This window comes from Mycobacterium sp. NGS69 (assembly GCF_059812165.1).
Genome location: NZ_JCALCD010000001.1, coordinates 21,405 through 45,297, shown reverse-complemented (window position 1 = coordinate 45,297; position 23,893 = coordinate 21,405). Strand labels below are relative to the sequence as shown.

The window sequence follows — 23,893 nt, the reverse complement described above, 5'->3', positions numbered from 1 at the left end:
GATCAAATCCCTTTGCTGACAACGAAACTGACCGTGGTGGCGGTACTGCCGCCGAAGTTGAGGGTGCCGAAGGTGTTGGCGCCCTCGACCTGGTAGTCGCCGGCCGCGCCGCTGACCTGTTTGGCCGCGTCGAGCAGCATCCGGATGCCGGACGCCCCGACGGGGTGGCCACCGCCGATGAGTCCGCCGCTGGGGTTGATGGGCAGCCGCCCGCCGATGTCGATCTCGCCGTTTTCGATGGCCTTCCACGACTCGCCCGGCCCGGTCAGCCCGATGTGGTCGATGGCGAGGTACTCGCTGGGCGTGAAGCAGTCGTGCACCTCGTACCCGTCGAGGTCGTCGAGCGTCAGCCGGGCCCTTCGGAGGGCGTCGAGAACCGCCGCCCGCACATGGGGCACTACGTAAGGGTCGTCGACCGCGCGGTCGAGCTTCTGCCGCAGACCCAGCCCGACGGTGCGGTGCCCCCAGCCGTCGATGCGGCCGATCGGGCGCGCGTCCGGGTGGTCGCGCAGGTATGCGTCGTTGACCAAAACCACTCCCGAGCCGCCGTCGGTCATCTGGCTGCAGTCGAATCGCCGTAACCGGCCTTCGGTGATCGGGTTGGTCGCGTCGTCGTCGGTGATCGGCTGGGGAACCGTCCACCCGCGGGTTTGGGCGTTGGGGTTGCGCCGCGCGTTGGCGAAGTTCAGTTGCGCGATCGCGCGCAGGTGCGCGTCGTCCAGGCCGTAGCGCCGGTCGTACTCGTCGGCGATCTCGGCGAACATCGACGGCCACAGGTAGCGAGCGCCGGCGCCTTCGTGTCCGGTCCACGCGGCGGCGCCGAGGTGCTGGGCCGCGGTGTCACCCGGGACGGTCTTCTCCAGCTCGATGCCCACCACCAGCGCGGTGTCGTAGGCGCCCGACCGCAAATCGGCCATCGCCGAGAGTGCCGCAACGCTGCCCGACGCGCACGCGGCCTCGTGCCGCGAGGCCGGGGTGTCCCAGAGTTGGTCGCAAACCGTGGCCGGCATCGCCCCGAGGTGACCCTGGCTCGCGAACATCTCGCCGAAGGCGTTGCCGACGTGCACGACGCCGATATCGGCGGCGTCCACTTTCGCGGTGGCGAGCGTTCCCTCGACCACCTCGGCGGTCAACGACGCGAAGTCGCGGCCTTCCCTGGTGAGGTTGCGCGCGAAATCGCTTTGATAGCCGCCCAGTATCCACACGCCAGTCGAGCCGTCCATATGCGGAACGCTACTCCTGAGCGGTTGGGCCGACTGGCCAAAAGGCGGCCCCGTCGGCTCTCGGGCTGAACCGACGGGACCTAGACGGGCGCGAAGGCCGGCCGACGCGCTCGCCTCTGATGGAACATTGCCGCCAAGCGTGATCGACAAACAAATTGGCTCAACCTGACAGCGGACGGTAAGAATCGGCGCTGACCTGGGCAATTCACCTTTGCGCTGCGCAGGGCGCCGCGGGGTCCCGTGCGGCCACGGTTGTTTGCGTCCGGATTGCCTGCGCGTCGGCACGGTCGACCGCCGCCAAGTCGATGCCCTTGGTCTCGCGGGCGGCCAGGGCGGCTACCGCGCTCACCGCCGCGGTGGCCGCCAGGTACCAGGCAATGGGCACGGAGGATTTGTAGGTCTCGAGCAGGCGAACGGCGATGATCGGGGCCAGCGAGCCGGCGACGATCGAGGTGACCTGGTAGCCGAGCGACACCCCCGAGTAGCGCATCCGGGTCGGGAACATCTCCGCCATGGCCGCCGGCTGGACCGCGTACATGACACCGTGGAAGACCAGCCCGATGATGACCGCCGCCAGGATGATCGCGTTGCGCCGGCTGTCCATCATGGGGAAGGCGAAGAACCCCCACGTGCACGCGCAGACGGCGCCGACGAAATAGATTGGGCGCCTGCCGAACCGGTCACTGAGGCGCCCGGCCAGCGGGATGACCACGAAGTGCACGGCGTGCGCGACCAGCAACCAGGACAGGATCGCCTTGGTGTTGGTGTGCACGTGCACCTTGAGGTAGGTGATGGAGAAGGTGACGACGAGGTAGTACATCGTGTTCTCGCCGAAGCGCAAGCCCATGGCGGTGAAAACGCCACGCGGGTAACGCTTCAGGACCTCGAGGGCGCCCAGCTGCCTGGCCTTGGACCGGTCGGCCTCCTGTTGTGCTTCGAGGAAGATGGGGGCGTCGGTCACCTTGGTGCGGATGTAGTAGCCGATCAGCACGACGACCGCGGACAGCCAGAAGGCCACCCGCCAGCCCCAGCTCAGGAACGCCGCGTCCGACAGCGTCCAGGTCAGGCACAGCAACACGACGGTGGCGAGCATGTTGCCTCCCGGCACCGCCGCCTGGGGCCAGCTCGCCCAAAAGCCGCGACTGTCCTTCGGGCTGTGCTCGGCCACCAGCAGAACGGCGCCGCCCCACTCGCCGCCGACCGCGAAGCCCTGGATGAACCGCAGCACCACCAACAACGCCGGCGCCCAGTAACCGACCTGCGCGAAGGTGGGCAGGCAGCCCATCAGCACGGTCGCGGCGCCGACCAGCAGCAGGCTGAACTGCAGCAGCTTCTTGCGTCCGTAACGATCGCCCAGTTGCCCGAAGACGAGGCCGCCGAGCGGGCGGGCGGCGAATCCGACGGCATAGGTCACGAAGGAGGCCAGGATCGCGTCGAGCTCATTTCCGCCGGACGGAAAGAACACCTTGCTGAACACCAGCGTGGCCGCGGTGCCGTAGAGGAAGAATTCGTACCACTCCACGACGGTGCCGGCCATGGACGCGGCGACCACTCGGCGCAGAAACGTCCGGTCTTGGAATGGGTCCGGCTGCAATTCGTTACGGACACTCATTCGGATGTCCTCCTGGCTGACCGCGGGGCTTATCGCGGATGGCAGCGTACCCGGCCCGGGTTACGGATCCCATACGGCGAGCAGACGCAGAATCGCACGCGCGAGGCTCGTACAGTGCGATTCTGCGTCTGGTCGGCGGAAAGCGCTGCGCCGGCAAAACCGATGCGTTGCGACACGGTCACGGATGCATACCTATCCGCTGCTGGCTAGTCACATTGGCCCCGTGAATCACTATCGTCACATGAGCCAGCTGCGGACGTCAATTGCGACGGCCCGCTCCCGGGAAAGGTGTGACATTGACGGCGATTCCCCGGATCCTGTCGTTATCGATGGCGTCGGCGACCGCCATCGGTTTCTTCGTCGTGGTCGGCCCCGCGCCGTCGGCGAACGCCACACCTTGCGGCGCGCCCGAAGCGAACATCGAGCCGCCGGCCGCGCCCCCCGCGATGCCCGCGCCGCAACCGGTGGTCCAACCGCCGACCGGTCGTAGGCCTTCCCACACGAACGACCAGGCGCCGTTGCCGAAGTTGGGTCCGCTGATCTCCTCGCTGCTCAAGCCGGGAACGACGGGCGGCCAGCGCTACTCCGCGCCGATACAGCCCCAGGCGGGCGTCGTTCCGCCCGGGCCCAATCCGCCGGCGCCGGGCGTCCCGCAAGTGCCGAACGCGGCCCCTATTCAGCCACAGCCGGCCCCCCAGCCGGCGGCGCAGCCGGCGCCCCCGCCGCCCGCCAACATCGCGGGGGCCCCCACGTCGCTGGTCGACTGGGTGACCGGGCCGGAGGGCCCGAACAAGACCCTCCAACGATTCAGCATCTCGGGAACCGACCTCGGGATCATCTGGGACAACGGCGATCCCACCAACCGCCAGGTCCTCATGGCCTTCGGTGACACGTTCGGCTATTGCAAGGTCCGCGGCCAGCAATGGCGGTACAACACGCTGTTCCGCAGTTCGGACCGCGATCTGTCGCACGGCATCCACATCGCCGATGGCGTGCCCAACGACCGGTACTCCGGCTCGCCGGTGTGGGCGTCCAACCTGTCCAAGCAGGTCGTCAACACCATCCACAAGGCGCCGCACGAGACGGGCATCATCCCGACCACCGCCATGTCCCTCGGGCGAACCCAGTACATGAGCTACATGTCCATCCGGCAGTGGGGCCGCGACGGGGAATGGCAGACGAACTACTCGGCGATCGCGAGATCCGTTGACAACGGCCAGAACTGGGGGATCTTCCCCAGCAGCATTCGCACGGCCTCGGCGGACGCCATCCCCGGTGTCCCATTCACGCCGGGCAATGAAAACTTCCAGATGGGCGCGTTCATGAAGGGGAACGACGGCTACATCTACCAGTTCGGTACCCCGTCGGGGCGCGGCGGCGCGGCCTTCCTGTCGCGGGTCCCGCCGAACTATCTGCCGGACCTGAGCAAGTACCAGTACTGGAACGGCGACAACGGCGGACATTGGGTCGCGGCCAATCCCGGGGCGGCGACGCCGCTGTGGCCCGGCCCGGTCGGCGAGATGTCGGCCCAATACAACAGCTACCTGAAGCAGTACCTGGTGCTCTACACCAACGGCGGCAGCAATGACGTCGTGGCGCGGACCGCGCCTACGCCGACCGGACCGTGGAGCGGGGAGCAACCGCTCGTGTCGTCGTTCCAGATGCCCGGCGGCATCTACGCGCCGATGATCCACCCGTGGTCGTCGGGGCGCGATCTGTACTTCAACCTGTCGCTTTGGTCGGCATACGACGTGATGCTGATGCACACCGTTCTGCCCTGAGCGCACACGCGTTGTCAGCGGTCACCGGGGCTTGCCGCAACGTCGTGACACCCTCAGACTGGTTGATATGCGCGATCGGGAGGCGATCGACCAAGAGCTGCGGCGCATAGCTCTGGGGCGCCAATCCATGCGCGAGCAGGGTGGTCGGCCGTCGATCCGGGACATCGACGCGCTGCTCGACGAGCGCCTAGGCCACCCCGTCGAGGTCGTCGAACCCGAGGCGGTTGACGAGGTTGCGGTACTCACCGAGACATCGTCGCCGCGCAACGCGCTTCACGGGCGTAGGCGGGTGCGGCGCCGGTTCGGTCCCCTCGCGGCGTTGCCGCTAACGTTGCTGGCCGTCGTCGCCGCCGTGGTGGCGGTCATGTTCGGCGCGCACAAATCGCAACCAGCGCTGCCATCGGCCGACCCGTCGCCGGCGGCCGTCCCGCCGCCGCCGGCCGCTGCACCCAGCCCGGCCGCGCCGGTGGTGCACGCTCCGTCGCTGGAGATCGTCGACCGGGCGTTCATCGGCGCGCTCAAACAGGATGGCGTGCCGGTCCCCAGCAACGAGTACGTCACGACCCACGGCCATGCGGTCTGCGAGTTCCTGGCGAACCAACCCGACTTCACCGAGGCCGTCCGCGTCCTACAGCAATCGTCGGTGTGGGATGCCAATCAAAGCGCGAGTGTCGCGGCCGGTGCCATCGTCGCGTATTGCCCTCAGTACCAACCTGCCGGCTCGGAGCACCTACAGACCGGGTTCCAAAACGCCCTGTCCGGACTGCAGGCCATCGAACGTGATCTGCAGGGCATCAATGGCAATTTGCAGGACATCCGGGATGGCCTGCCGCCGCTCCCGGGCCAGCAGTGAGGTCGGCGAAGGCTACAGCCTGCACTCGCCGGTGCCTACTAATACCGTCCAGCACTTGGTAATTCGATAATTCGAATCACCCCGCCCTCACTCGTAGAAGGTCATCGTGTCAGCGGCGTAATCGATGTACACCGCGTAGTCGGCGAAGGGTAGATACCCGGTATTCATCGACCCTCCCGAGGTCACTGTCGGGTAGTAGGTCGAGTCCAAGGCGTAGGAGTACAGCTCCTGGCCACTGCTGGTGTAGACCGCGATGGTTGATCCGGTTCCCGCGCTGCCGAGTAGTGATGACGGGATGGTTCCTTCCACACCGCCGGAATCGATGATTGCGGAAACGGTTTGGAGTGCGCCGCCGTTGACCGATACTTCCAGGGTGGTGATCGGCGCACCGGTGACCGTGGCGATGGAGGTCAAAGTTGTCGGGGCGGGACCGAATGTCAGCGTGCCGGCGGATTCGTTGATCAGCACACCCTCGTTGTAAGACGAGTTGGAAAACGACTGGGTCGGGACGCTGGTGCTCGGGCCGCTCGCGTTTGCTCCGATTCCCAGAACGCCGGTCACGCCGTCGTGGGCGAAGTACGTCTGGAACGAGAAACCGTTGGTCTCCAGGGCTGCAAGAGACGTGGGCCACGCGAAGAGCTCGACGTCGACAGGGGTCGCGTTGGTCACCAGTCCGCCCCCAAAATTGATTGGCATGTTCAACGTGACGTAGAGATAGTCCAACCCCCCGCTATAACCCCCGATACCAAAGCCCGTAGGGAGGCCGTAGCTGAACAGGCCGAGGATTCCCCCAATGTCCTGGTAGGGGATAACCAGGCCCGTCGACCCGGTGTCGACCAGCAAAGGCACGCTCGATCCGTTGCCGACGGAGGCGTAGACGATCGCCTCGGATCCGTTGACCGTCAAGGGAACCGTGGCACTCGTGGATGTGGTGGTGACCGCGGTCGTCGTGCTGGTCGTGGCCGCACTACCGGTCGAGCCCGACGACCCTGTGCTGAGCAACGGACGCCCGATCAAGGTCTCGCTGGTTTCGTTCACGACATCGATGACCGCTTGCTCGGCTTGGCCGACATCGTTATTGACGGTCTGCGCAGCGTCGCCGAGTAGCCCACCCACCGGGCTGCTGCTGATCGCCGAGTCGACCGAACTGAGCACCGCACCGATGGGGCCGTCGGCGATTGCGCTTGATACCTGAGCCAGCAAGTCCTGTACTTCCGACCACGCCGTGAGCTGCGCGGTCGCTGCGGATGCTCCGCCGTAGTAGCCGACCATCGCGGTGACGTTCTGGGCCCACATCTGCTCATAGTCGGCTTCCAGGGCAGCGATCAGGGGCGCGTTCTGCCCCAACAGATTCGACACCACCAGCTGCAACAACGCGATTCGGTTGGCGGCCACCAACGCTGGGTGCACAGTGGCGGCCAGGGCGGATTCGAAAGCGCTGGCCGCTGATTGGGCCTGCGTGGCAGCGGTTTGGGCTTGAGTTGCCGCTGCGGATAACGCCCCCGTGTACTGTGCCGTGGTCGCGAGCATCGCCTCTGACGTGGGCCCCTGCCAGATCTCTGACGTCAACCCCGACGTCACCGCCGAGAACGATTCCGCCGCATAACCCAACTCGGTGGCGAGCCCATCCCACGCCGCCGAAGCCGCCAGCATGGGCGCCGAGCCCGCACCCGCATGCAGCAACAATGAAATGACCTCCGGCGGCGAAACCAAGAAACTCATCGGCGACGTGCCATTGCCGGCCCCGTTGCCGCGGGAGCCTCATCTGACGCTGCAGTGCGTGCAGGGTCGACTACAGCGATCGTCAAGATGGGCCCCTCAGATCGATTTGATGCATGAACCGCTGGACGCGGTGACCATAGGAAGCGAATCTGAAGCCAACCTGAAAACCTGCACGGCAGGGACGTTTCTTCAGCTTAATTTCAGGAGCAGGGTCATCGACTGGAAAGCCAGGCAAGACGGGGTGGTTCGCGTTTCTGGTCCAGATCGCCCATGAATCGACCTCCCTCATTCTGGGAGTGTCAAGGATCAGCCGAAGTAACTGTCAAGCATCAGCCGAAGACGAACTGTCACGCATCAACCGAGGTCATACACGACAAGAGTGCCCCCGGCAAAAGTGCCCCCGGCAGGATTCGAACCTGCGACACCGGCTTTAGGAGAGCCTGCAAGCCCGTATGGTTGAGGCACCGAAAGGGCATTTGAAGTGGCCATTTAGTGCCAGTAAACGCTAAGCGAAACCACGGCGTGTCGCGGCTCCACCGACCAAGCACCGACCATAGGAAAGTGTTGGCGATCTCGCTTTGAGCCGCTTGGTAGCAGGTCTCTGTTAACCCGAAGGTGCCGCGCGGGCGGGCACGGTGTGAGGCGCGCCACGAATGGATGCTGCGCGCCAAGCCACGAAACATCCAACTATATCGATAATTCATTGACTCGGGCGCAATCGGGAAGCGTCGGCTCCGCGAGAAGTCAACGCGGAGTGAAGCGTTGTGCGCCGTCAAGGCGCATCACTTCACCGTTGACGTACCCGTTGGTCAGCAGGAAGACCGCAGCGTCGGCGAACTCACCAGGAGCCCCGAGGCGTTTGGGGAAGGGCACGTTCGCGGCGAACTTCGCGATTGCCTCTTCTCCGATCGACTCCATGATCGGCGTCTTCATCGTCCCCGGAGCGATTGTGTTCACCCGAATGGCGGCGGAGCTGAGGTCGCGCGCAGCGGCGATCGTCAATCCGATCACACCGGCTTTCGCTGCTGCGTAAGCGGTTTGACCGATCTGTCCCTCGTAACCAGCGATGGACGCCGTGAGCACCAACGCGCCTCGCTCGCCGTCGGCCTGCGGTTCCGCGGCCGCTATGGCCGCGGCGACGAGCCGAGCGACGTTGTAGGTCCCGTTGAGATAAAGATCGATGGTTTTAGTAAAGCCGGCCATATCGGCCGGGCTGCCGTCGCGTTGCACGATGCGTTGTGCAACGCCGAATCCACCATGCGCGACCACGGCATACCGCAGCTGGCCGAGTTGGTTGGCCTGTTCGATCGCTTCCTTGACGGAGTCTTCGCTCGTCACGTCCGTACTGACGAAGGTCGCACGGCTGCCCAACTCGTCAGCTAGCGCCTTGCCCTTGTCTGTGGCCAGGTCGGCGATCACTACGCCGAGGCCTTCGGCGTGCAATCGCCGCACCGTGGCCTCACCGAGGCCGCCCGCGCCTCCACTGACGATCGCGGACGCACCGTTGAATTTCTCGACTGTCACTGCTCTCCTTCCGAGTTGCACCGGTCAAAAATTGCCGATTACCAGGTCTCACGGCTCGGCGGCATTCAGGGCCATCCGTCCGAGCCGACGCGCGTAGCCGACGGTCGTTCCATAATCGTTGCTCCAGCCCTGTGCGCGCAGTGCCGCGGATTACAACAGATGTTTTGGCGGTGACGCCGATCGCGCCGTGAAGTTGGTGGGCGATCGTCGTGACCGGCGTGACGGCCCGTCCAACGGCTACGCGCGCGACGGCAACCGCGAACTCGGTTTCGGGACAACTGAACCCATGTTCGGCCCGCACCGGCACCGCCCGACCAATGCCTCGGCTTGCACCGGTCACCACCAGCGCGCGGTCCTGAGGATGCGAGAACCCGGCCTGTCCACCGTTTTGAGCTCCTCTCGCCCCGCGGGCCCCGAACGTTCCTTAAATGCTATAACTATATATCCCATTTAGCGGACGACCGCGGCGGTTTCGTCGCACAGGAGCGAGGCAACCATGACCGACGTCATCTCGATCGGCACGGACGCGCCGCCGTGGTGCACGGGGCGATCGGACAAGTCCGGTGCGGTGGTATTGCGACGAATGGCCACGCGGGCATCTTCGACTACGCCTGCGCGTTCTTGCCTGGCCTTAGCGAGAAGGAGTTCGGGCATGAGAAACGTCGCCATCGTAGGTGGCATGATCCCGTTCGCCGAGCATCTCGAACTCGGCATCACGGACGTGGTGCCGATGGCCTACTCCGAAGTCAAGAGGTAGCCGTCAGCGGCCTGATCTGGCGGAGGCTGTCGCATGACACGACGTCGGCTAGAACCGCAGCAGCGGCGTGAAGAGCTGCTCGACACCGCTGCCGCGATGTTCGCGGAAATGCCGTACGAAGCCGTCTTAATGGAGGACATCGCCGCGCGCGCGGGTGTCTCTAGAGCGCTGATGTATCACCATTTTCCGAGCAAGCGAGAGTTGTACGTAGAAATATTAAAGCGCGCCAGCAACCGGTTCCTGGCACGCGTGAGCCCCGATCCAAAGCTGCCGCTGATGGAACAGCTTGCGATCGGACTCGAGGCCCACATCCAATCAATTCTCGATCATCCCTTTGAGGCAGTCGCGATCAACCGCGGCGTACTTTCATATGACCCGGCAATTCAGGCGATCATCTCCGAAGAGCTCAATGTTGTGGGCCAGCGCTTGATCGATCAACTAGTCGCGCAGGGACATGCGCGCGATGCCACCGAGATTGCGGTGGAGGGTTGGTTGGCGTTTGTTCGGGCAGCCAGTGTGAAATGGGCTCAGTCGCGGCGTATCTCGCGGGCTGAGCTCACCGAGATGTGTTTGCGCGCGTTCGGCTGCGCACTCGGGTGCCCCACCACGGCGCATATCCGACCGAAGGAGTTCACTAGCAGACGCCTGCGCTGGAGTGCCTTCGGCAGCGTTGCCAAGCTCACCGCGCCGATCACCGTTGGGAGTCAGCATCGGAACCGCGACGCCTCGCCATTCGGGTGGAAGGCCACCGCCGACGACATCATCACCAAAGTTCAACGCGGCCGCGACGCCCTCAGCAAGGTCAAAGGGCAGAAGTAGCCGCTAGCGCAGGCGGTGATGCGCGCCGTCAGCGCAGGTTTGCCGTCGTCCCCGACCGCTTGTGCTCAGGGGGCGTCCGGATGCGACCACGGGGGAAGCGCCGATCGCGGTCTGCACATTCCGCTGACCGCATCGATGAGCACGCCGAGCGGGGCAATCGTCCGCGGTTGGGTGAAGGAGTTGCGCATGCCCGCGAGCGGCATCGACGTCTCAACAACGGCGGAGTCCTGATCGGCGATCAATACCTCGATCCCGAACCGACGAAGCAGGTGGACCGGGATCGCGATGTCGTTAGTCGGCGTCCCGGCTCACCTCCGTCATTCGAGAAGGTCGACCGCACTGGAAAGTTCGGAACCCGACAACGCGAATTCCCCGGCCTTCTGCAGGTGCTTTTTCCACAGCTCGCCGGCTTTCTCAGCCTCCCCAGCCTTGATCAGGTCGAGAACCATCCGATGCGTCTTGGCCGATCGACGGACCGCCTGCTCTGCGCGAGAACCTTCGGTTGCCTGCAACGAGCGATTCGCCTTCACTACGATGTGATGAAGCATGTCGCTAACGATCTGCAAGGTCTTGTTGCCCGATAGCCGTGCGATCGCGGCGTGGAACTCTGTCAGTCGGACCGCGGCATCGCTGCCTGGTGTCAACTGCTCCTCGGCTTCGACGATCTGCTCTAACTCCGCGATCACTTTCGCGTTGCGGCCTTTGGCCAGCTGCACGACCATCGGCGCCTCGAGAGCCATTCGCGCGTCGTAGACATCTTTGAGCGTCACGCCTTCGTACTCGAGGATCAGCCCCGCATAACGGGCAAGCGTCTCGCGTCGCGGTCGGGTAACCCGGGCGCCGCCACGTACCCCACGCTGGACGACGATAAGCGATTCCGATTCGAGCACACGGAACGCCTCGCGCAACGTCGGCCGGGACACACCGAACCGCTCCATGAGTTCTGATTCCGGGGGGAGCATCGTTCCTTCTGCGATTTCGCCGCGGATGAACATCCTGCGCAGCACGGTGGCCACACGATCAGCCATCTTCGGCTCGCGAAGGTTGGTAACCTCCATATCGATCCTCCACCGATAGTAGTAATCAACTAATTGTTTGTAGGATAGCTGAACGGTGGTGCGCGAAGCCGCTGCGCCCCGTACACAGTGAGCAAGCTCATCGTCGATAGCCCATTGGCCCGACCGCCAGGTCCTTCATGATTTCGGTGGTACTCGCGCAGGGCCGCCGCACACGAAAGTCGCGCCACAGCCTCGCTACCTCGCATTCGTTGATGTAGCCGTAGCCGCCATGAATCTGGGGCACCGGCCCATGATCTCCCTCTGTACTTCGGAGGTCCGCCACTTCAGGTACGAGGTGCGCTAGCTCGCGGCTACAGTCCGTCGAGTGGCTGCCGCAATCGCTGGAGACGGAGCGCCAATGACGCCTTCGCCGGTCGATGCGGCAAATGGTCGAAACCGGCGGCCGAGACCCGGTATCCATGCGGCGGCGTTACCACGCACCCTTGACCGGTGGCCGGTTGGACTCTGGCGGCTCCTAAGTATATAACTATATATCTAATTTGCGAAGGGTCGAAGCATTTGAGCATTGCACTGCTACTCGAGATGGCCGTGTCCGGCGATCCCGATCGCCTTGCCGTGGTCGACCGTCACACACGGCTGACCACGTCGGAACTGAGCCGGCTCGCGAGTGGCGGAGCCGGAGCCATCGGCGCCACCGGCGTTCAGCACGTGGCCTATGTCGGCACCGGCGGGCTCATGCTGCCATTGCTGATGTTCTCGTCCGCGCGGGCCGCGATCCCGTTCACGCCGCTGAATTACCGTCTGAGCGCTGGGGGTTTGCAGCAGTTGATCGGGCGTCTGCCGGCGCCGCTTGTGGTCGCGGACCCAGAATACGTGGAGCTGGTCGCCGGCGCGGTCACTCAAGTGATGACGTCCGAGGAGTTCATCGAAGCCGCTCGGGCGAGGGAACCGGTCGAGGAGTTCGCCGATCCTGATGACGTGGCGATCGTCTTGTTCACCTCAGGCACCACATCTGCGCCCAAGGCCGTCGAGCTGACGCACAACAATCTGACCGGTTACGTCACGGGCACGGTCGAATTTGGTTCCGCCGACGCCGAGGATGCGGCGTTGGTGTGTGTGCCGCCCTATCACATCGCCGGCGTCGGTGCGCCGCTGTCGAATCTCTACGCGGGCCGACGGACTGTCTACTTGCGCAAGTTTGACCCGCGAGAGTGGGCGCAGTTGGTGCGCGACGAGCGGGTGACTAATGCGACGGTGGTACCGACGATGCTCGACCGCATCATTACCGAACTGAAGGCCCGGCCCACGGATCTCCCGACGTTGCGCACTCTCGCGTACGGAGGATCGAAAGTGGGCCTGCCGCTGGTCCGCAGGACCATCGCGATGCTGCCTCACGTAGGCCTCGTGAACGCTTATGGACTCACCGAAACAAGCTCTACCATCGCTGTTCTCACGCCGGAGGACCACCGTACGGCACACGGCGCGGCCGAGGAGGCCGTGGCGCGCCGGCTCGGGTCGGTTGGCAGGCCGGTGCCGGGGATCGAAATTCAGATCCGTGACGAGAACGGCACAGTTCTGGCGCCCGGCCAGACTGGGGAGTTGTTCGTAAGGGGACCACAGGTGTCCGCGCGGTACACAGGATTAGGTTCGGTTCTCGACGCCGACGGGTGGTTCCCAACCAGGGACACCGCGATGCTCGACGACGACGGCTACCTATTCATCGGTGGTCGATCTGACGACACAATCATCCGTGGTGGTGAGAACATCGCCCCTGCGGAGGTGGAGGATGTGCTCGTCGAGCATCCCGACGTCCACGAGGTCGTGGTGGTCGGCTCGGACGACCCGCAGTGGGGGCAGATCATAGTCGCGGTCGTCGTACCCGAGCGGGGCGCCGAACCGGATGTCGAAGAACTGCGCGAGTTCGTACGTAAAACGCTACGGGGCTCACGCACCCCGGACCGCATCGAGATCATCGACCAACTGCCCACGACGGACACTGGCAAGGTACTGCGCCGCGAGATCATCCGACAATTGTCCGAAAACGCCAGGAGCGCAACATGATCAAGAACGGAACCCGCCTGCAGAGCCAGGTCTGCGACACCCAGGTGATCGTCGTGCGGGCCACGGACAGCATCGACGACCTGCGCTGCGGCGGTGCGCCGATGGTGCTACTCGACACCGAGAAGTCATCGCACGCGGAGCTCGATCCCGCGCTGGCCGGCGGCAGCACGATGGGTAAGCGCTATGTCGATGAGGGTGGCGCCGAGGTGTTGGTCACCAAGGCTGGGGTGGGCACGCTCAGCATCGGCGGAACCCCGCTGTCGCTCAAGGCGGCCAAACCGTTGCCGGCCAGCGACTGAGTGCGCGTCACGATGAGTGCTCGGTGTGAGCTAGTCGCACCTTGGCGCCAGCGCGACTTGCGTTGCGGTCAAGCTCCTGCCTCGATGAGCTCCCGCGTTCTTGCGCCGCGTCGGGCCATAATCAAATTTGCCGATGCCGTGCAGCCTGCCCGCCGCCCGAGCGCGGGTGAGTTCTCGCCGCTGCCAGCCATTAGTTCGGTTCATCGCCGGCGCACGTATTCCGCCGCGCCTTACCCGGGTAGCCGAAGAATTTCTCGAAGTTCGCGTCGTTGATGGGTTGCGCGGAGTTGCGTTGAGCGGCTGCGCGTAACGCATCCAGACGCGTCTGCGCCGAATCAACCTCTTGCGGAGTGCCGAGCCGCCGGCATTGTTCAAGGTGGCGTTGGGCGGAGGCAATTTCGATTCGTAGCCGTTCACCGACCTCCACGAACGTCAGCAGGTCGTGATCGTCCTCATCCAACCTGTCGCGGTCCGTCGGCATTTGCGCCGTTCTCTTGAAGGGGTCTGTCATCGTCATCTCCGTCCCTGTACGCGCGTGTAGGGCTCATCTTATAAGCGACAGGATGGGGCTACCTCCCTCTATATAACTAAATGATTATCTGGTTTGTGGAGGTGATCGATGCCTACGGTGCAATCCGCCTTGGCCGCACACAGCGGATCCTTGGACAGTTTCCACGAATCTTGTTTGTGCGGGGCCAATCCGACGGCCCGCCACACCAGCGACACCATCGCCTGTGACAGGACCAGGTGATCGGTCATCAACCGTGTCGACCAATGCGTGGCATCCGGTGGAGTGGGTGCCAGCTTCGCGGTGATCAATGCCTCGATCTGTTCATCGCCTACCAAGCGGGCCGCCCGGCCGCGGGTCGTCGAGCAGCCCTTCGCAGCGCTTGGTGGCGAAACGGTTGCGCGACTTGGAACAATTTTCGATCCAACTCCAAGCGATCGGCGACCTCGACATTGCTGCCACCGTCGGCGCACGCCGGCACGATCCTGGCCCGCAGAGCGGGCCCGGCCGCGCTGTTGCGACGCCGGACCCGACCTTCCAACTCGGTACGTTCATCATCGGTCCACGGACCCCTCGAGACAGTTGGCGGAGAGGCACGAGCATCGCATGCCGCACGTCGGCGTGGTTTGTGATCGCGGGATGCCGAATAAGAGGGAAGAGGGACGTAGGCAAATTCGACTCTCTAGTCTAATCTGTTTAGAAACCAAAAATCTGGCCGGCGGCCATGCCGACGAACTACGCGACAGCCGCATGACGGACCGCTGACGAAGCGCAGAGGATATCGGATGAGACGTCTCATTTTCAGTGCCGAGCACGAGCAACTCCGTGCGACGACTAAGAACTTCATCGAACGTGAGGTCGCCCCTTACGCCGACGAATGGGAGATGCGGCGCATCGTTGACCGATCAGCGTTCATCGCCGCAGGCAAATACGGTCTGATCGGCTTCAATATGCCTGAGGAGTATGGCGGTGGCGGCAGCGACGACTTCCGCTTCAACGCGGTGATCAACGAGGAGCTGTCGAAGTTCGGAACCCGCGTCCCCGCTCTCACGCTTCAAAACGACGTTGTTGGCCCGTATTTCAAGTCGTTGGCGACTGATGAGCAGAAGCGCCGTTGGCTGCCGGGTATCATTAGCGGACAAACCATCGTCGCGATTGCGATGACCGAGCCGGGTGCGGGTAGCGACCTTGCCGGGATCCGCACCACCGCGGTGCGGGAGGGCGACGAATGGGTCCTGAACGGGTCGAAGACCTTCATCTCCTCGGGAATCAACGCAGATCTCGTCGTCGTCGTGACGCGAACCGATCCCTCTGCCGGCCACCGGGGGTTCTCGCTCCTTGTGGTGGAGCGTGACATGCCGGGCTTCATCCGCGGTCGCAAGCTCGACAAGCTCGGTCTGCAAACACACGACACTGCCGAATTGCATTTTGAGAACGTTCGGGTGCCGGTGGCGAATGTCTTGGGCGAAGAAGGCCGCGGGTTCTACCATCTGATGCACAACCTTCCCTCTGAGCGACTGTCGATTGCTATCTCCGCGATCGCCGGCGCCCGCGAGACCTGGCGTCAGACGCTGCAATATGCGAAGGATCGCAAAGCGTTCGGTCAGTCGATCGGCAGCTTCCAGCACAACAGATTCTTGCTGGCCGAGATGGATACCGAACTCGAAGTCTCCGAGCAGTACATCGACCGATGCCTGGCTGCCGTCGTCGAGGGCGACCTATCGGCGGTCGAGGCGGCGAAGGCCAAGTGGTGGTGCACGGAAGTTGCGAAGAAGGTCGTCGACGGCTGCGTGCAGCTTCACGGCGGCTACGGCTACATGAGGGAGTATCGGGTGACCAACGACTACGCGGACATACGCATCCAGACCATCCTCGGGGGGACGACCGAGATCATGAAGGACCTGATCGGGCGTGACCTCGGGCTTTGACTTCGCAGCAGACGACATGACGTCGCTAAACATCTGCGACCAATTGATCGAGATCAAGAGGGTGTCGATATGGATAAACCACTGGCGGGCGTACGAGTCCTGGAAATAGCGCAGTTCACCTTCGTGCCGTCGGCAGGTGCCATACTCGCCGACTGGGGTGCTGACGTCATCAAGGTGGAGAATCCGCTGACGGGCGATGCTCAGCGTCAGCTTTTCATGGCGTCGCACGGCGAGTCGTCAGAGCAATCGAGCCAGTTCACACCCCACATCGAGGCACCCAATCGAGGTAAGCGGAGTATCGGGCTGGGTCTGACATCCCCGTTGGCGCGGCCAATCTTGGAGGCGCTGCTCCGGCGCAGCGACGTCGTCCTCACCAACCACCTGCCTGTTGTCCGGTCCAAGTTGCGTATCGATGTCGATGATGTTCGGAGCATCAATCCCGACATCATCTACGTGGTGGGTAGTGGATTCGGCGGTCGTGGTCCTGGCAGGGACCGGCCGGGTTATGACTCCACCGCATTTTGGGCGAGGGGAGGAAGTGCAGACGGGGCGACGCCGTGCCTCGCCGATCGGCCGACCTATATGCCGTGCGGTGCGTATGGCGACAACATCGGCGGGCTGGCTATCGCGGGCGGCGTGGCCGCCGCGCTCTACCGGCGTCGCATGTCCGGACAACCGTCGGTGATCGATGTGTCACTGCTGGGCGTCGGGGCATGGGCGACGCAGTTCGATGTCAACATGGCGCTGATGAGCGGCGGGCACCTGCCAAAGGTGGAACTCGACACGCCCATGGCAGGCAATCCGCTGGTCGCGAGCTACCGCACGCGCGACGGCCGGTTCATTCAGTTGACAATGCTCGACCCGTTGTCTTATTGGTCGGAGTTCTGCATGTGCATGGGCAGCCCGGAAGCCGCCGCGGACAAGCGCTTTGCGACAATCGACGGTATCGCCGAGAATATCCACTCCGCATGTCGGATCGTCGCGGAGTTGATCGGCCGGTATCCCCTCGACGAATGCGAGCGACGGCTCAACGGATGTAGTGGCGCGTGGACGGTGTGGCAGGACAGCTGGGACCTCGCCAACGACGAGGACCTGGTCGCCAACGGTGGGATCATCGAAGTCGTTGACGCGCAGGGTGTTCGGCGCAAGCTGGTGGCGAATCCGGTTCAGTTCGACGTTGCGACCGTTCCGTCGAAGCGGGCGCCGCAATTCGCCGAACACACCGACGCCATCCTGCGCGAGATCGGGGTTGACGATGTCACGTTCGGCGAGCTCAAGATGGAAGGCGTCATCGCTTAAGGTGGCCGCTCGCCTCTGAGAGTTCGTTGTCGCGCTGTACTAGCCTGAGTTGGAATCTACTGATACCGCGGTCACCCCGTCACGCCCAGCATCTAGATCATCCAACTATATATCTGTCTTATGGGCAACGCGCCGACCTCGTGAAAGTATTCACTCGATCTCTGGATGCGCATGGAGGCCCGCGTACGCTTGGCGGCGACAGGCTGGGTACCACCTTTGACGCTCAAACATGTTGCCGCCATCGCGAACTGCGCTATCGGCCGCTGCAGGCGATCAGTCCCGGGTGACGCGAATTCGGAAGGGTTGGATTATCTCGTCTGCGCCGGTATACCGTAATTTTCTGCTCTGTAGTAGATTCGGGCTCCGTGAAAAGGTTGCAAGGCAAGCGGGCGGACATCTCGGAGGCGTGTTGTGACTTGTACACGCGCAGCGGGCATCGCGCACGCCACTCGGAAATCCGAGCTGCGAGAGGGCAGTTAAGTGGTCGCCACTGTCGCCTCCTTGATCGACCTGCTTGACGTCCGACTCGTCGCAAGCGATTCCTACGTAGGGATCACGCCCGACATTGGTATGCCTCGGGTCTTCGGCGGACAGGCGGCAGGTCAGGCGCTATTGGCAGCGGCCAAGACCGTCGAGGAAAAACGTGTCCCGCACTCTGTTCAGACCCACTTCCTCTCCACGGGGCTAATCGGGCCGCCGATTGAATTTCACGTCGAGCGGTTGCGCGACTCCGGCTCGCTGTCCAACCGGCGGGTTGTAGCCGAGCAGCAGGGTCGACAGCTGCTTTCCCTGCAGGCCGCGTTCCACGCTCCAGAAAATGGACCAGAGCATCAACTGGCTGCCGAGGCTGTCGACGGTCCTCCGTCGGCCGGCGCGGGCCTGCGTCCATTTCCCGAGGACTGGCCGGAATTCTATCGACGATGGTCATCTCTGGAAGTCGACTGGTACCCGGATTCGCACGTGCGCGGACCTCTCACGACAACCGGCCGGGGCACGCTGTCGCGCCAATGGGTGCGGACATCGGCACCCTTCGACGCTCCCCAAGCGGTCCACAGTGCCATCGCCACATGTGTCGCTGACCTGACATTGTTGATGAGCGCCTTTACGCCCCACCAAATCAAGCCCCATCGCGATATCAAGACGTTCACCCTCGATCATTGTCTATGGTTTCATCGCCCCTTCCGCATTGATGAGTGGCTGCTCCTCGAGCAGGTGTCGCCCAGTGCCTCGGAAGGCAGGGCGTTCTGTATGGGCCGGCTCTTCGGTGGGCGGCAATCACGTGGCCTCTGTGACCCAGGTGGGTCTGGTTCGAGAGTGGTAACTCATGACTTTTAGTTCTTGCCAAGATAATTGGAGGAGCCACAGATAATAGTCGACGCAGCCGAAACAGCGAATGCAAAGACCTCCGAAGACGCCGACGGGACCGGCTACGGCGCATCCGACGCGGCGATCGACGACGCTCCTATCCGAGGATGCTCGTGCTTGAGGGATCGCTCCTAGATCCGGACGCACCCGCCATCGTCGCAGTCGGCCCGACGGACGCCGTACCACGGGCAAGGCCGAACTGCTCGATATGGCGGGCGCGGCGTGCGATTCCTCGATGCGCAAGAAGGTCCCGCGGGAGGACTCTGTTTGTATCCGCGCTTTCTTCCAGCAGCACACTTACGTCGGCCGGCGGTCGGCGGCATGAGCAGATCGTCAAGTCACCGTCGGAACCCACGCGGCGATGCGATCCCACAGCTCGTAACGGTGGCTGGCGAAGTTGTGGCAGTGACCTGACTTCGGCACGAGGTGCAGTGTCACGTCAGCAGAGCCCGTATAGTTGGCAGGTTCGGCGTACGAATTGGGCGACACGTCAATCGCTGCGCCGAATCCTAGGAACACTGGAACATTCACCTGTGGCGCGTAGCGCTCGACGAATCCCGGCGTGGCGACCTCGGCGCCCGCGCGCACCGGCACCCGACTTTGCGCGGCGGTGTCGGCGTCGATCACCTGCTGTGGTACCTCTCCGGCATAGAACAGGCCCTCAAGATATGACCGCGGAACGGTCATGTGGCTGTCCTGCGGACTGGCACCCGAGAGCTGGCAAGCCAGCGACATTGATTGCTGGACCCGGCTTTCGAGATCGGCGGCATCTGTTGTTTCTTGGTAAATGTTGGTGACTTGTACCCCGTACCCGAGCAACACCACCGCGTCGTAGATACCGGTGTTGGCCTGCACCATCGTGGTCAGGCATGCGCCCATTGAGTGGCCTACACCGACCAGAGGGCCGGCCAGCGGCGAAACGCCGTCGATGAGATCGCCATTGCGCAGGCCTTCACGGACCTGCCGGGCCACCTCCGCGTCGCCGGCAGCCAGCAACTCCAGCCCTAGCTGGCCGGATGCGATTGGGTCAGTGCTCTCGCCGACGGCGAGGTGGTCCAGGGCGAGGACGATATAGCCAGCGGCGGCCAGGTGCTCTCCGAAGCTGTAGCCGGGGTGCCCGTCAATCTGCATGTGCCAATAGCGCTTGTCGTAGAGCCCGCCGGCCAGACACAAGAGCGCCGCGACCGCACCAGCCGGCCGCGGCGGCAGGAAGGCCCATGCCGTCTGGGTCAGCCGCTCACCGGTCTCGATACTGGCCGTCACTTCGAACGTCAATGGCGTTGGCATGGCACAAATTGTTCAAACCGCAGCCACCGATGTCCAGTGCGTTTTGTGCATCCCAACGTTGCGTAAACCGCAGCGCGCGACGAGTGTCGAGTGTCAAACTGGCGCCATGGAACTGCGCCACCTGCGTTGTTTTGTCGCGGTCGCTGAAGAGCGGCACTTCGGCCGGGCAGCCCAGCGTTTGCATCTGACCCCGGCACCGGTCAGCCGCGCCGTGCGGGCGCTGGAGACCGAACTCGGGGTGGACTTGTTCATTCGCGAACACCATGACGTGCGCCTGACGGCCGCGGGTTTAGCGCTTTGCGAACGAGCTGCTGAAGTCGTGCGTCATGCTGACTCGCTGGGCGACTACGCGCGATCGTTAGGGTATGAAGCGCTCGCGATAACGGTTGGCGCATTTCATCTTTCGCCACCGACGGTCTTAGACCGCACGGTGGATGCGCTGCGCGACCTAACAACGTCGAATGTCGAGGTTCAACTCGTTGAACCGGACCAGCTGCCGCGCCGGCTTGCGGCCGGCACGCTGGATTTCGCATTGGTGAACCCGACGTCCGACTGCGCCGGGCTGCCGTACCAGCAGGTGGCCGTTTTCGACTACGTGCTCGTCATGCGCGGCGACGACCCGCTCGCCGCGCGTGACCACATCGACTGGGGGGACCTCGCCCGACGTGAAGTGACACTGCCGCCCGATACGCCGTTCCCCTCGGTGCTCAACAACCTGCACGACTTCATGGTCTGCCACAGCGTGACACGGTTCGACCGCATTGACAGCCTCGACGTGGCCGCGATGGCAAGCCGGATCCGCACTCATCGCACCGTGATTCCGTCGCTGAGCCTAGAGGCCGGCGGGCCGTGGCGGGTATTCGACGACCCAGCGTTCGCGGTGCGCCCGTTCGGCGAACCACCGCCGCCCTACGTCCTTTCGCTGGCGTGGAGCCCCCGCGCCCCGCAGCGGTGGGGCATCGATCCAGGGGACATCCTTGCCGCGATCGCCGGCCGCAATCCCGCATATAACCACGCAGACAGGTAGGCGGGTCTCTCGCCTTCCGAACCAGACTGTGAGTGCGCCGCTCCCAGACCCCGGAAGGACCCGACGAGCTAATCCCGGATCAGGACTCGACATACCTAGGCCTTCGCCCTGACATGAGCCGCTTCGCTCCTTCGTTGCACTGACCATTACGGTGCTGCACCCGAACGGATTCACCACCGAACTGATCGAACCCTGCGAACAATTCTGCTGCCACGCCTTATCCCGCACCGCGCGGGCGTTCGCTTGTCCATGTGCGGTTTCAGGACTTGCTTGACACTTGTGCTTCAGGACATTCTTGACGGATTCGGTCTGCGTATCTGTCTGTAGCGGCTAGATGCTATGGCGGCGAGGGTAAGCCTTGAAGATGGCGATGTCGGTGTCGGGATTTCTTGCGTGGGTGCAGATCTCGTTGCCGTCGATGAAGACGCGAAAGACGGTGTCCTCAATGGCGATAGCGACCGTTTGCCCTTGGTAGCTGCGTCCGACGCGTAGCCGTTGGCCGGCGACGGTGACCGTCCCATTGGCTGCCACGCGTCGCATGGCACGGTGCGGGGGCGCTGGCGGCGGCAAGGGCTCAGAGGTGGGCCGTGCTCCACGGAGAGCCGCACGCTGATCCGCCGGCAGCGGCGCGGGCAGCGTCTTGACCAATCTGCCGTTGGCCACCACGTGCATCAGAGTGCCCTCAAAGCGCACGGTGACGCGCTGGCCGACCAACATCGACTCCAACAGCACTTTGTGGCCGCCGAGCCCGATGCAGCCGTCGCGGGAGACGGTGCGCGAGACTTCGATCACCGCGCTGGTCGTCAGCATGTCGACGGTGACGGCGCCGCGCGCTGGCTCTGGTCCCGCTATGCGTGCACCGCGCCGTAGTAGATCCCGCAGGTCGTGTTCGGACAGCCGTGACGGTCGCGTGCGTATCACCGCACTGTCGAGCACGATGTGGATGCTGCGGTCACTGGCCCACACCGTGACCTCGCGTCGGGCCAGCGCAGCGGTGAACTTGAACTGCTGATCACCCGGCAGCAGGAGGCGCGCTCGTGGCGTCAGTACGGTCTCCCACTCGACGGCGTGAATGGAGCCGCCAAGCGAGAGTTCTGCCGCCGGCACGAGGGGTTGCTTGGGACGCGGCGGAACGATGACTTCGACGACGTCGGGAACCAGCGGGTCGGTAACCACCGGCATCGGAGGGACCACGTCGATGGGCGCTGGGCGAAACACCGTCGCCGGCATCGCCATCCCCAACGACTGGTGCGGGCGACTGTAGTTGTAGCCGTGCACCCAGGCATCGATCGCCTCCTGGGCCGCCTCGATGCTCGCAAACGGGCCAGCGGCATCCAGCAGCTCGCGGCGCAGCGTCTTATGGAAACGTTCGATCTTGCCAGTCGTCGTCGGCGAGCGGGGTTTGGTCAACCGCGTGGTGATGCCGTTCTCCCGGCAAATCCGTTCGAACAGCACCTCGGCCGGATACGGCTTGGTGAACCGTCCCGTGAACTGTTTACCGTTGTCTGTCAACACTTCTGACGGCACACCGTAGGCGGCCATGGCTGCGGTGAAGGCTGCGCACACTGCGCGTGCTCCAGGTTCAGCGACGACGGTAGTCATCACGACAAACCGGGCATGGTCGTCGATGCCGGTGACCAACTTGCACTCACGGCCATCGGCCAAAAACACCCCGCCCATTATGTCGATCTGCCACAGCTGCATCGGGGCATCCCGCTGCCAGCGCCGGTACTTGCGTTTGTGGTTCTGCTGCTGGGCGGCCACCAGGCAATGTCGAACCAGAATCCGATACACGCTCGACCGCGACGGTGGCGCTTCCACACCGCGCAGTGTCAGTTCGTGGGCGATGCGTTGAGCGCCCCAGCGTGGATAGGTTCGCCGCAATTCGCAAACCATCGCCACCACCGTCGGCGGAAGCTCGTTCGGCGACGTCAACGGCCGACGCGATCGATCGGCCAGGCCCGGCAAGCCCAGGGCCTCGTAGCGGACGACCCATGAGTGCACGGACTGCCGCGATGCACCAAACTCCCGTGCCACCTGGCTCTTGGAAACGCCGTCGAGTACCTGAAGGACCGCGCGATACCTGTGCTCCGTCACCCAATCGGCCGAACCGCCGGCAGTCTCATCACTCACAGAACGAGCATCAAACCAGACCGTCAACCATCTGCTGAACCCGTCAAGGATGTCTAGAACCCTTGTCGTCCAACATGTCTTGAACCTTTACATTGACATTCGCTAGTCAGTAGGACTCGGTGCCGGTCTCAATGATGTTGCTGGCGAACGTCAAACGGTCCACGATCGCCGCGCACAGCCGCAGATCGGCGAAGGTCTTGGTCCAGCTCGAGAAGGAGTTGTGCTCGCGATGGCGACGTTGGCGGTTTACTCGCGCTCGGTGAGAACCTGGAAAGGCATCTCCGTAGCGCGACGACCGTGGCGGCCCACCTCCAGGGCCGCCCGCGTGTCGGTTCCGGTCGAAAATTGAGCAGGTAGTTCCGGTCGAAAAGTGAGCACCCTTCAACGATTGGAGACTCAACCCCGTAAACCTGCTCACTTTTCCACCGGAAGAAACTGCGCAGGATTCGACCGGAGCCGACACCGCGCCAAGCCACGGTCAACTCGTCGGCGACCCGGTCAGGTCGACAGCTTCGAGCGCCGCATGATCGCGGAAGTGGTCGGCCGCTTAGTCAGCCCAGGTAACCGGGACGCCAGGCGCCGAGCACTGCCTCGAGCTCGTCTCCGGCAGGATGTTTATCAACCGACGACGTAGGAGCCGTTGACCGATTCGTTGTTGTTTGCATAGAAGCAATCC

General features: G+C 63.8%; 20 protein-coding genes, 1 tRNA gene and 3 pseudogenes. 10 read left to right on the top strand and 14 right to left on the bottom strand.

Translation table 11 applies throughout. The annotated features are described in order from the left end of the window. Positions 1–2: 2 nt before the first annotated feature. Both AC5Y2S_RS00220 and AC5Y2S_RS00215 read right to left on the bottom strand, forming a co-directional pair. Entirely contained in the window at positions 3–1,223 is a 1,221-nt protein-coding gene (locus AC5Y2S_RS00220) for an acetyl-CoA acetyltransferase (protein WP_499953058.1), read from the bottom strand. Positions 1,224–1,428: 205 nt separating this feature from the next. Next, entirely contained in the window at positions 1,429–2,835 is a 1,407-nt protein-coding gene (locus AC5Y2S_RS00215) for an MFS transporter (RefSeq protein ID WP_499953056.1), read from the bottom strand. 329 nt (positions 2,836–3,164) lie between these two features. Between AC5Y2S_RS00215 and AC5Y2S_RS00210 the strand changes: the two genes are divergently transcribed. Then, positions 3,165–4,616, top strand: coding sequence for a glycoside hydrolase family 183 protein (locus tag AC5Y2S_RS00210; RefSeq protein WP_499954280.1), 1,452 nt, complete (start codon positions 3,165–3,167; stop codon positions 4,614–4,616). Positions 4,617–4,683: 67 nt separating this feature from the next. Continuing rightward, positions 4,684–5,469, top strand: a complete 786-nt coding sequence (locus AC5Y2S_RS00205) for a DUF732 domain-containing protein (protein WP_499953054.1) — start codon at positions 4,684–4,686, stop codon at positions 5,467–5,469. Between the two features lie 87 nt (positions 5,470–5,556). Here AC5Y2S_RS00205 and AC5Y2S_RS00200 read toward each other — a convergent pair whose 3' ends face one another. Then, a complete protein-coding gene (locus AC5Y2S_RS00200; RefSeq protein ID WP_499954278.1) occupies positions 5,557–6,624 on the bottom strand; it encodes a PecA family PE domain-processing aspartic protease in 1,068 nt (355 codons plus the stop codon). Between the two features lie 39 nt (positions 6,625–6,663). Continuing rightward, positions 6,664–7,191 (bottom strand): annotated as a pseudogene (locus AC5Y2S_RS00195) (PPE family protein); the annotation flags it as partial. Between AC5Y2S_RS00195 and AC5Y2S_RS00190 the strand changes: the two are divergent. Next, on the top strand, positions 7,121–7,465 hold the full coding sequence (locus tag AC5Y2S_RS00190) for a hypothetical protein (protein WP_499954402.1): 345 nt from the start codon (positions 7,121–7,123) through the stop codon (positions 7,463–7,465). The pseudogene AC5Y2S_RS00195 and the gene AC5Y2S_RS00190 overlap by 71 nt on opposite strands. Before the next feature lie 121 nt (positions 7,466–7,586). Here the strand turns inward: AC5Y2S_RS00190 and AC5Y2S_RS00185 are convergent. The 3 genes from AC5Y2S_RS00185 to AC5Y2S_RS00175 all read right to left on the bottom strand — a co-directional run bounded on the left by AC5Y2S_RS00185 (position 7,587) and on the right by AC5Y2S_RS00175 (position 9,369). After that, positions 7,587–7,713, bottom strand: a tRNA-Ser gene (locus AC5Y2S_RS00185). Positions 7,714–7,935: 222 nt separating this feature from the next. Beyond that, positions 7,936–8,715, bottom strand: coding sequence for an SDR family oxidoreductase (locus tag AC5Y2S_RS00180; RefSeq protein ID WP_499953053.1), 780 nt, complete (start codon positions 8,713–8,715; stop codon positions 7,936–7,938). Positions 8,716–9,165: 450 nt separating this feature from the next. After that, positions 9,166–9,369 (bottom strand): hypothetical protein, encoded by a 204-nt coding sequence (locus AC5Y2S_RS00175; RefSeq protein ID WP_499882163.1) that lies wholly within the window; start codon positions 9,367–9,369, stop codon positions 9,166–9,168. A 136-nt stretch (positions 9,370–9,505) separates the two neighbouring features. Here AC5Y2S_RS00175 and AC5Y2S_RS00170 point away from each other — a divergent pair, with 136 nt between their 5' ends. Further along, positions 9,506–10,291 (top strand): TetR/AcrR family transcriptional regulator, encoded by a 786-nt coding sequence (locus AC5Y2S_RS00170; RefSeq protein WP_499882162.1) that lies wholly within the window; start codon positions 9,506–9,508, stop codon positions 10,289–10,291. Positions 10,292–10,608: 317 nt separating this feature from the next. Here the strand turns inward: AC5Y2S_RS00170 and AC5Y2S_RS00165 are convergent, their stop codons facing one another. Together AC5Y2S_RS00165 and AC5Y2S_RS00160 are read right to left on the bottom strand one after the other, a co-directional pair. Next, positions 10,609–11,349, bottom strand: coding sequence for a FadR/GntR family transcriptional regulator (locus AC5Y2S_RS00165; protein ID WP_499882161.1), 741 nt, complete (start codon positions 11,347–11,349; stop codon positions 10,609–10,611). Between the two features lie 97 nt (positions 11,350–11,446). Next, a complete protein-coding gene (locus tag AC5Y2S_RS00160; protein ID WP_499882160.1) occupies positions 11,447–11,770 on the bottom strand; it encodes an acyl-CoA dehydrogenase family protein in 324 nt (107 codons plus the stop codon). Between the two features lie 122 nt (positions 11,771–11,892). On the opposite strand from AC5Y2S_RS00160, the gene AC5Y2S_RS00155 reads away from it, so the two are divergent. After that, positions 11,893–13,371: a class I adenylate-forming enzyme family protein gene (locus AC5Y2S_RS00155; RefSeq protein ID WP_499954276.1), complete on the top strand. Its 1,479-nt coding sequence runs from the start codon at positions 11,893–11,895 to the stop codon at positions 13,369–13,371. Further along, positions 13,368–13,670 carry a hypothetical protein gene (locus AC5Y2S_RS00150; RefSeq protein WP_499882159.1) on the top strand — a complete coding sequence of 101 codons (303 nt, stop codon included), beginning with the start codon at positions 13,368–13,370 and terminating at the stop codon, positions 13,668–13,670. Before AC5Y2S_RS00155 ends, AC5Y2S_RS00150 begins: the two co-directional genes overlap by 4 nt. A 190-nt stretch (positions 13,671–13,860) precedes the next feature. Here AC5Y2S_RS00150 and AC5Y2S_RS00145 read toward each other — a convergent pair whose 3' ends face one another. Next, complete coding sequence (locus AC5Y2S_RS00145; protein ID WP_499953051.1) at positions 13,861–14,187, bottom strand: acyl-CoA synthetase; 327 nt, start codon at positions 14,185–14,187, stop codon at positions 13,861–13,863. A gap of 65 nt (positions 14,188–14,252) precedes the next feature. Next, positions 14,253–14,719, bottom strand: a pseudogene (locus tag AC5Y2S_RS00140) (helix-turn-helix domain-containing protein); the annotation flags it as partial. A 244-nt stretch (positions 14,720–14,963) separates the two neighbouring features. On the opposite strand from AC5Y2S_RS00140, the gene AC5Y2S_RS00135 reads away from it, so the two are divergent. The 3 genes from AC5Y2S_RS00135 to AC5Y2S_RS00125 all read left to right on the top strand — a co-directional run bounded on the left by AC5Y2S_RS00135 (position 14,964) and on the right by AC5Y2S_RS00125 (position 18,740). Next, a complete protein-coding gene (locus AC5Y2S_RS00135) occupies positions 14,964–16,106 on the top strand; it encodes an acyl-CoA dehydrogenase family protein (protein WP_499882157.1) in 1,143 nt (380 codons plus the stop codon). Positions 16,107–16,175: 69 nt separating this feature from the next. Beyond that, a complete protein-coding gene (locus AC5Y2S_RS00130) occupies positions 16,176–17,405 on the top strand; it encodes a CaiB/BaiF CoA transferase family protein (protein WP_499882156.1) in 1,230 nt (409 codons plus the stop codon). A gap of 501 nt (positions 17,406–17,906) precedes the next feature. Next, positions 17,907–18,740 (top strand): acyl-CoA thioesterase, encoded by an 834-nt coding sequence (locus tag AC5Y2S_RS00125; RefSeq protein ID WP_499953050.1) that lies wholly within the window; start codon positions 17,907–17,909, stop codon positions 18,738–18,740. A gap of 363 nt (positions 18,741–19,103) precedes the next feature. Here the strand turns inward: AC5Y2S_RS00125 and AC5Y2S_RS00120 are convergent, their stop codons facing one another. Continuing rightward, positions 19,104–20,057 carry an alpha/beta hydrolase gene (locus tag AC5Y2S_RS00120; protein WP_067923768.1) on the bottom strand — a complete coding sequence of 318 codons (954 nt, stop codon included), beginning with the start codon at positions 20,055–20,057 and terminating at the stop codon, positions 19,104–19,106. A 106-nt stretch (positions 20,058–20,163) separates the two neighbouring features. Between AC5Y2S_RS00120 and AC5Y2S_RS00115 the strand changes: the two genes are divergently transcribed. Continuing rightward, the gene (locus AC5Y2S_RS00115; RefSeq protein ID WP_499882154.1) at positions 20,164–21,084 is read left to right on the top strand and encodes a LysR family transcriptional regulator; all 921 of its coding nucleotides are present in this window, start codon (positions 20,164–20,166) and stop codon (positions 21,082–21,084) included. A gap of 330 nt (positions 21,085–21,414) precedes the next feature. On the opposite strand, the gene AC5Y2S_RS00110 is transcribed toward AC5Y2S_RS00115, so the two are convergent. Together AC5Y2S_RS00110 and AC5Y2S_RS00105 are read right to left on the bottom strand one after the other, a co-directional pair. Beyond that, positions 21,415–23,217 carry an IS481 family transposase gene (locus AC5Y2S_RS00110; protein ID WP_499882153.1) on the bottom strand — a complete coding sequence of 601 codons (1,803 nt, stop codon included), beginning with the start codon at positions 23,215–23,217 and terminating at the stop codon, positions 21,415–21,417. Positions 23,218–23,323: 106 nt separating this feature from the next. After that, a pseudogene (locus AC5Y2S_RS00105) lies at positions 23,324–23,511 on the bottom strand (ATP-binding protein); the annotation flags it as partial. Positions 23,512–23,893: the final 382 nt, after the last annotated feature.

Bases quoted from the DNA above. Each gene is read 5' to 3' on its own strand.
- AC5Y2S_RS00175 (WP_499882163.1), bottom strand. From the start codon at position 9,369: ATGCCCGAACTCCTTCTCGCTAAGGCCAGGCAAGAACGCGCAGGCGTA.
- AC5Y2S_RS00190 (WP_499954402.1), top strand. From the start codon at position 7,121: ATGGGCGCCGAGCCCGCACCCGCATGCAGCAACAATGAAATGACCTCC.
- AC5Y2S_RS00170 (WP_499882162.1), top strand. From the start codon at position 9,506: ATGACACGACGTCGGCTAGAACCGCAGCAGCGGCGTGAAGAGCTGCTC.
- AC5Y2S_RS00220 (WP_499953058.1), bottom strand. From the start codon at position 1,223: ATGGACGGCTCGACTGGCGTGTGGATACTGGGCGGCTATCAAAGCGAT.
- AC5Y2S_RS00135 (WP_499882157.1), top strand. From the start codon at position 14,964: ATGAGACGTCTCATTTTCAGTGCCGAGCACGAGCAACTCCGTGCGACG.
- AC5Y2S_RS00155 (WP_499954276.1), top strand. From the start codon at position 11,893: ATGGCCGTGTCCGGCGATCCCGATCGCCTTGCCGTGGTCGACCGTCAC.
- AC5Y2S_RS00165 (WP_499882161.1), bottom strand. From the start codon at position 11,349: ATGGAGGTTACCAACCTTCGCGAGCCGAAGATGGCTGATCGTGTGGCC.
- AC5Y2S_RS00120 (WP_067923768.1), bottom strand. From the start codon at position 20,057: ATGCCAACGCCATTGACGTTCGAAGTGACGGCCAGTATCGAGACCGGT.
- AC5Y2S_RS00145 (WP_499953051.1), bottom strand. From the start codon at position 14,187: ATGACGATGACAGACCCCTTCAAGAGAACGGCGCAAATGCCGACGGAC.
- AC5Y2S_RS00210 (WP_499954280.1), top strand. From the start codon at position 3,165: ATGGCGTCGGCGACCGCCATCGGTTTCTTCGTCGTGGTCGGCCCCGCG.
- AC5Y2S_RS00150 (WP_499882159.1), top strand. From the start codon at position 13,368: ATGATCAAGAACGGAACCCGCCTGCAGAGCCAGGTCTGCGACACCCAG.
- AC5Y2S_RS00130 (WP_499882156.1), top strand. From the start codon at position 16,176: ATGGATAAACCACTGGCGGGCGTACGAGTCCTGGAAATAGCGCAGTTC.
- AC5Y2S_RS00115 (WP_499882154.1), top strand. From the start codon at position 20,164: ATGGAACTGCGCCACCTGCGTTGTTTTGTCGCGGTCGCTGAAGAGCGG.
- AC5Y2S_RS00160 (WP_499882160.1), bottom strand. From the start codon at position 11,770: ATGGATACCGGGTCTCGGCCGCCGGTTTCGACCATTTGCCGCATCGAC.
- AC5Y2S_RS00215 (WP_499953056.1), bottom strand. From the start codon at position 2,835: ATGAGTGTCCGTAACGAATTGCAGCCGGACCCATTCCAAGACCGGACG.
- AC5Y2S_RS00205 (WP_499953054.1), top strand. From the start codon at position 4,684: ATGCGCGATCGGGAGGCGATCGACCAAGAGCTGCGGCGCATAGCTCTG.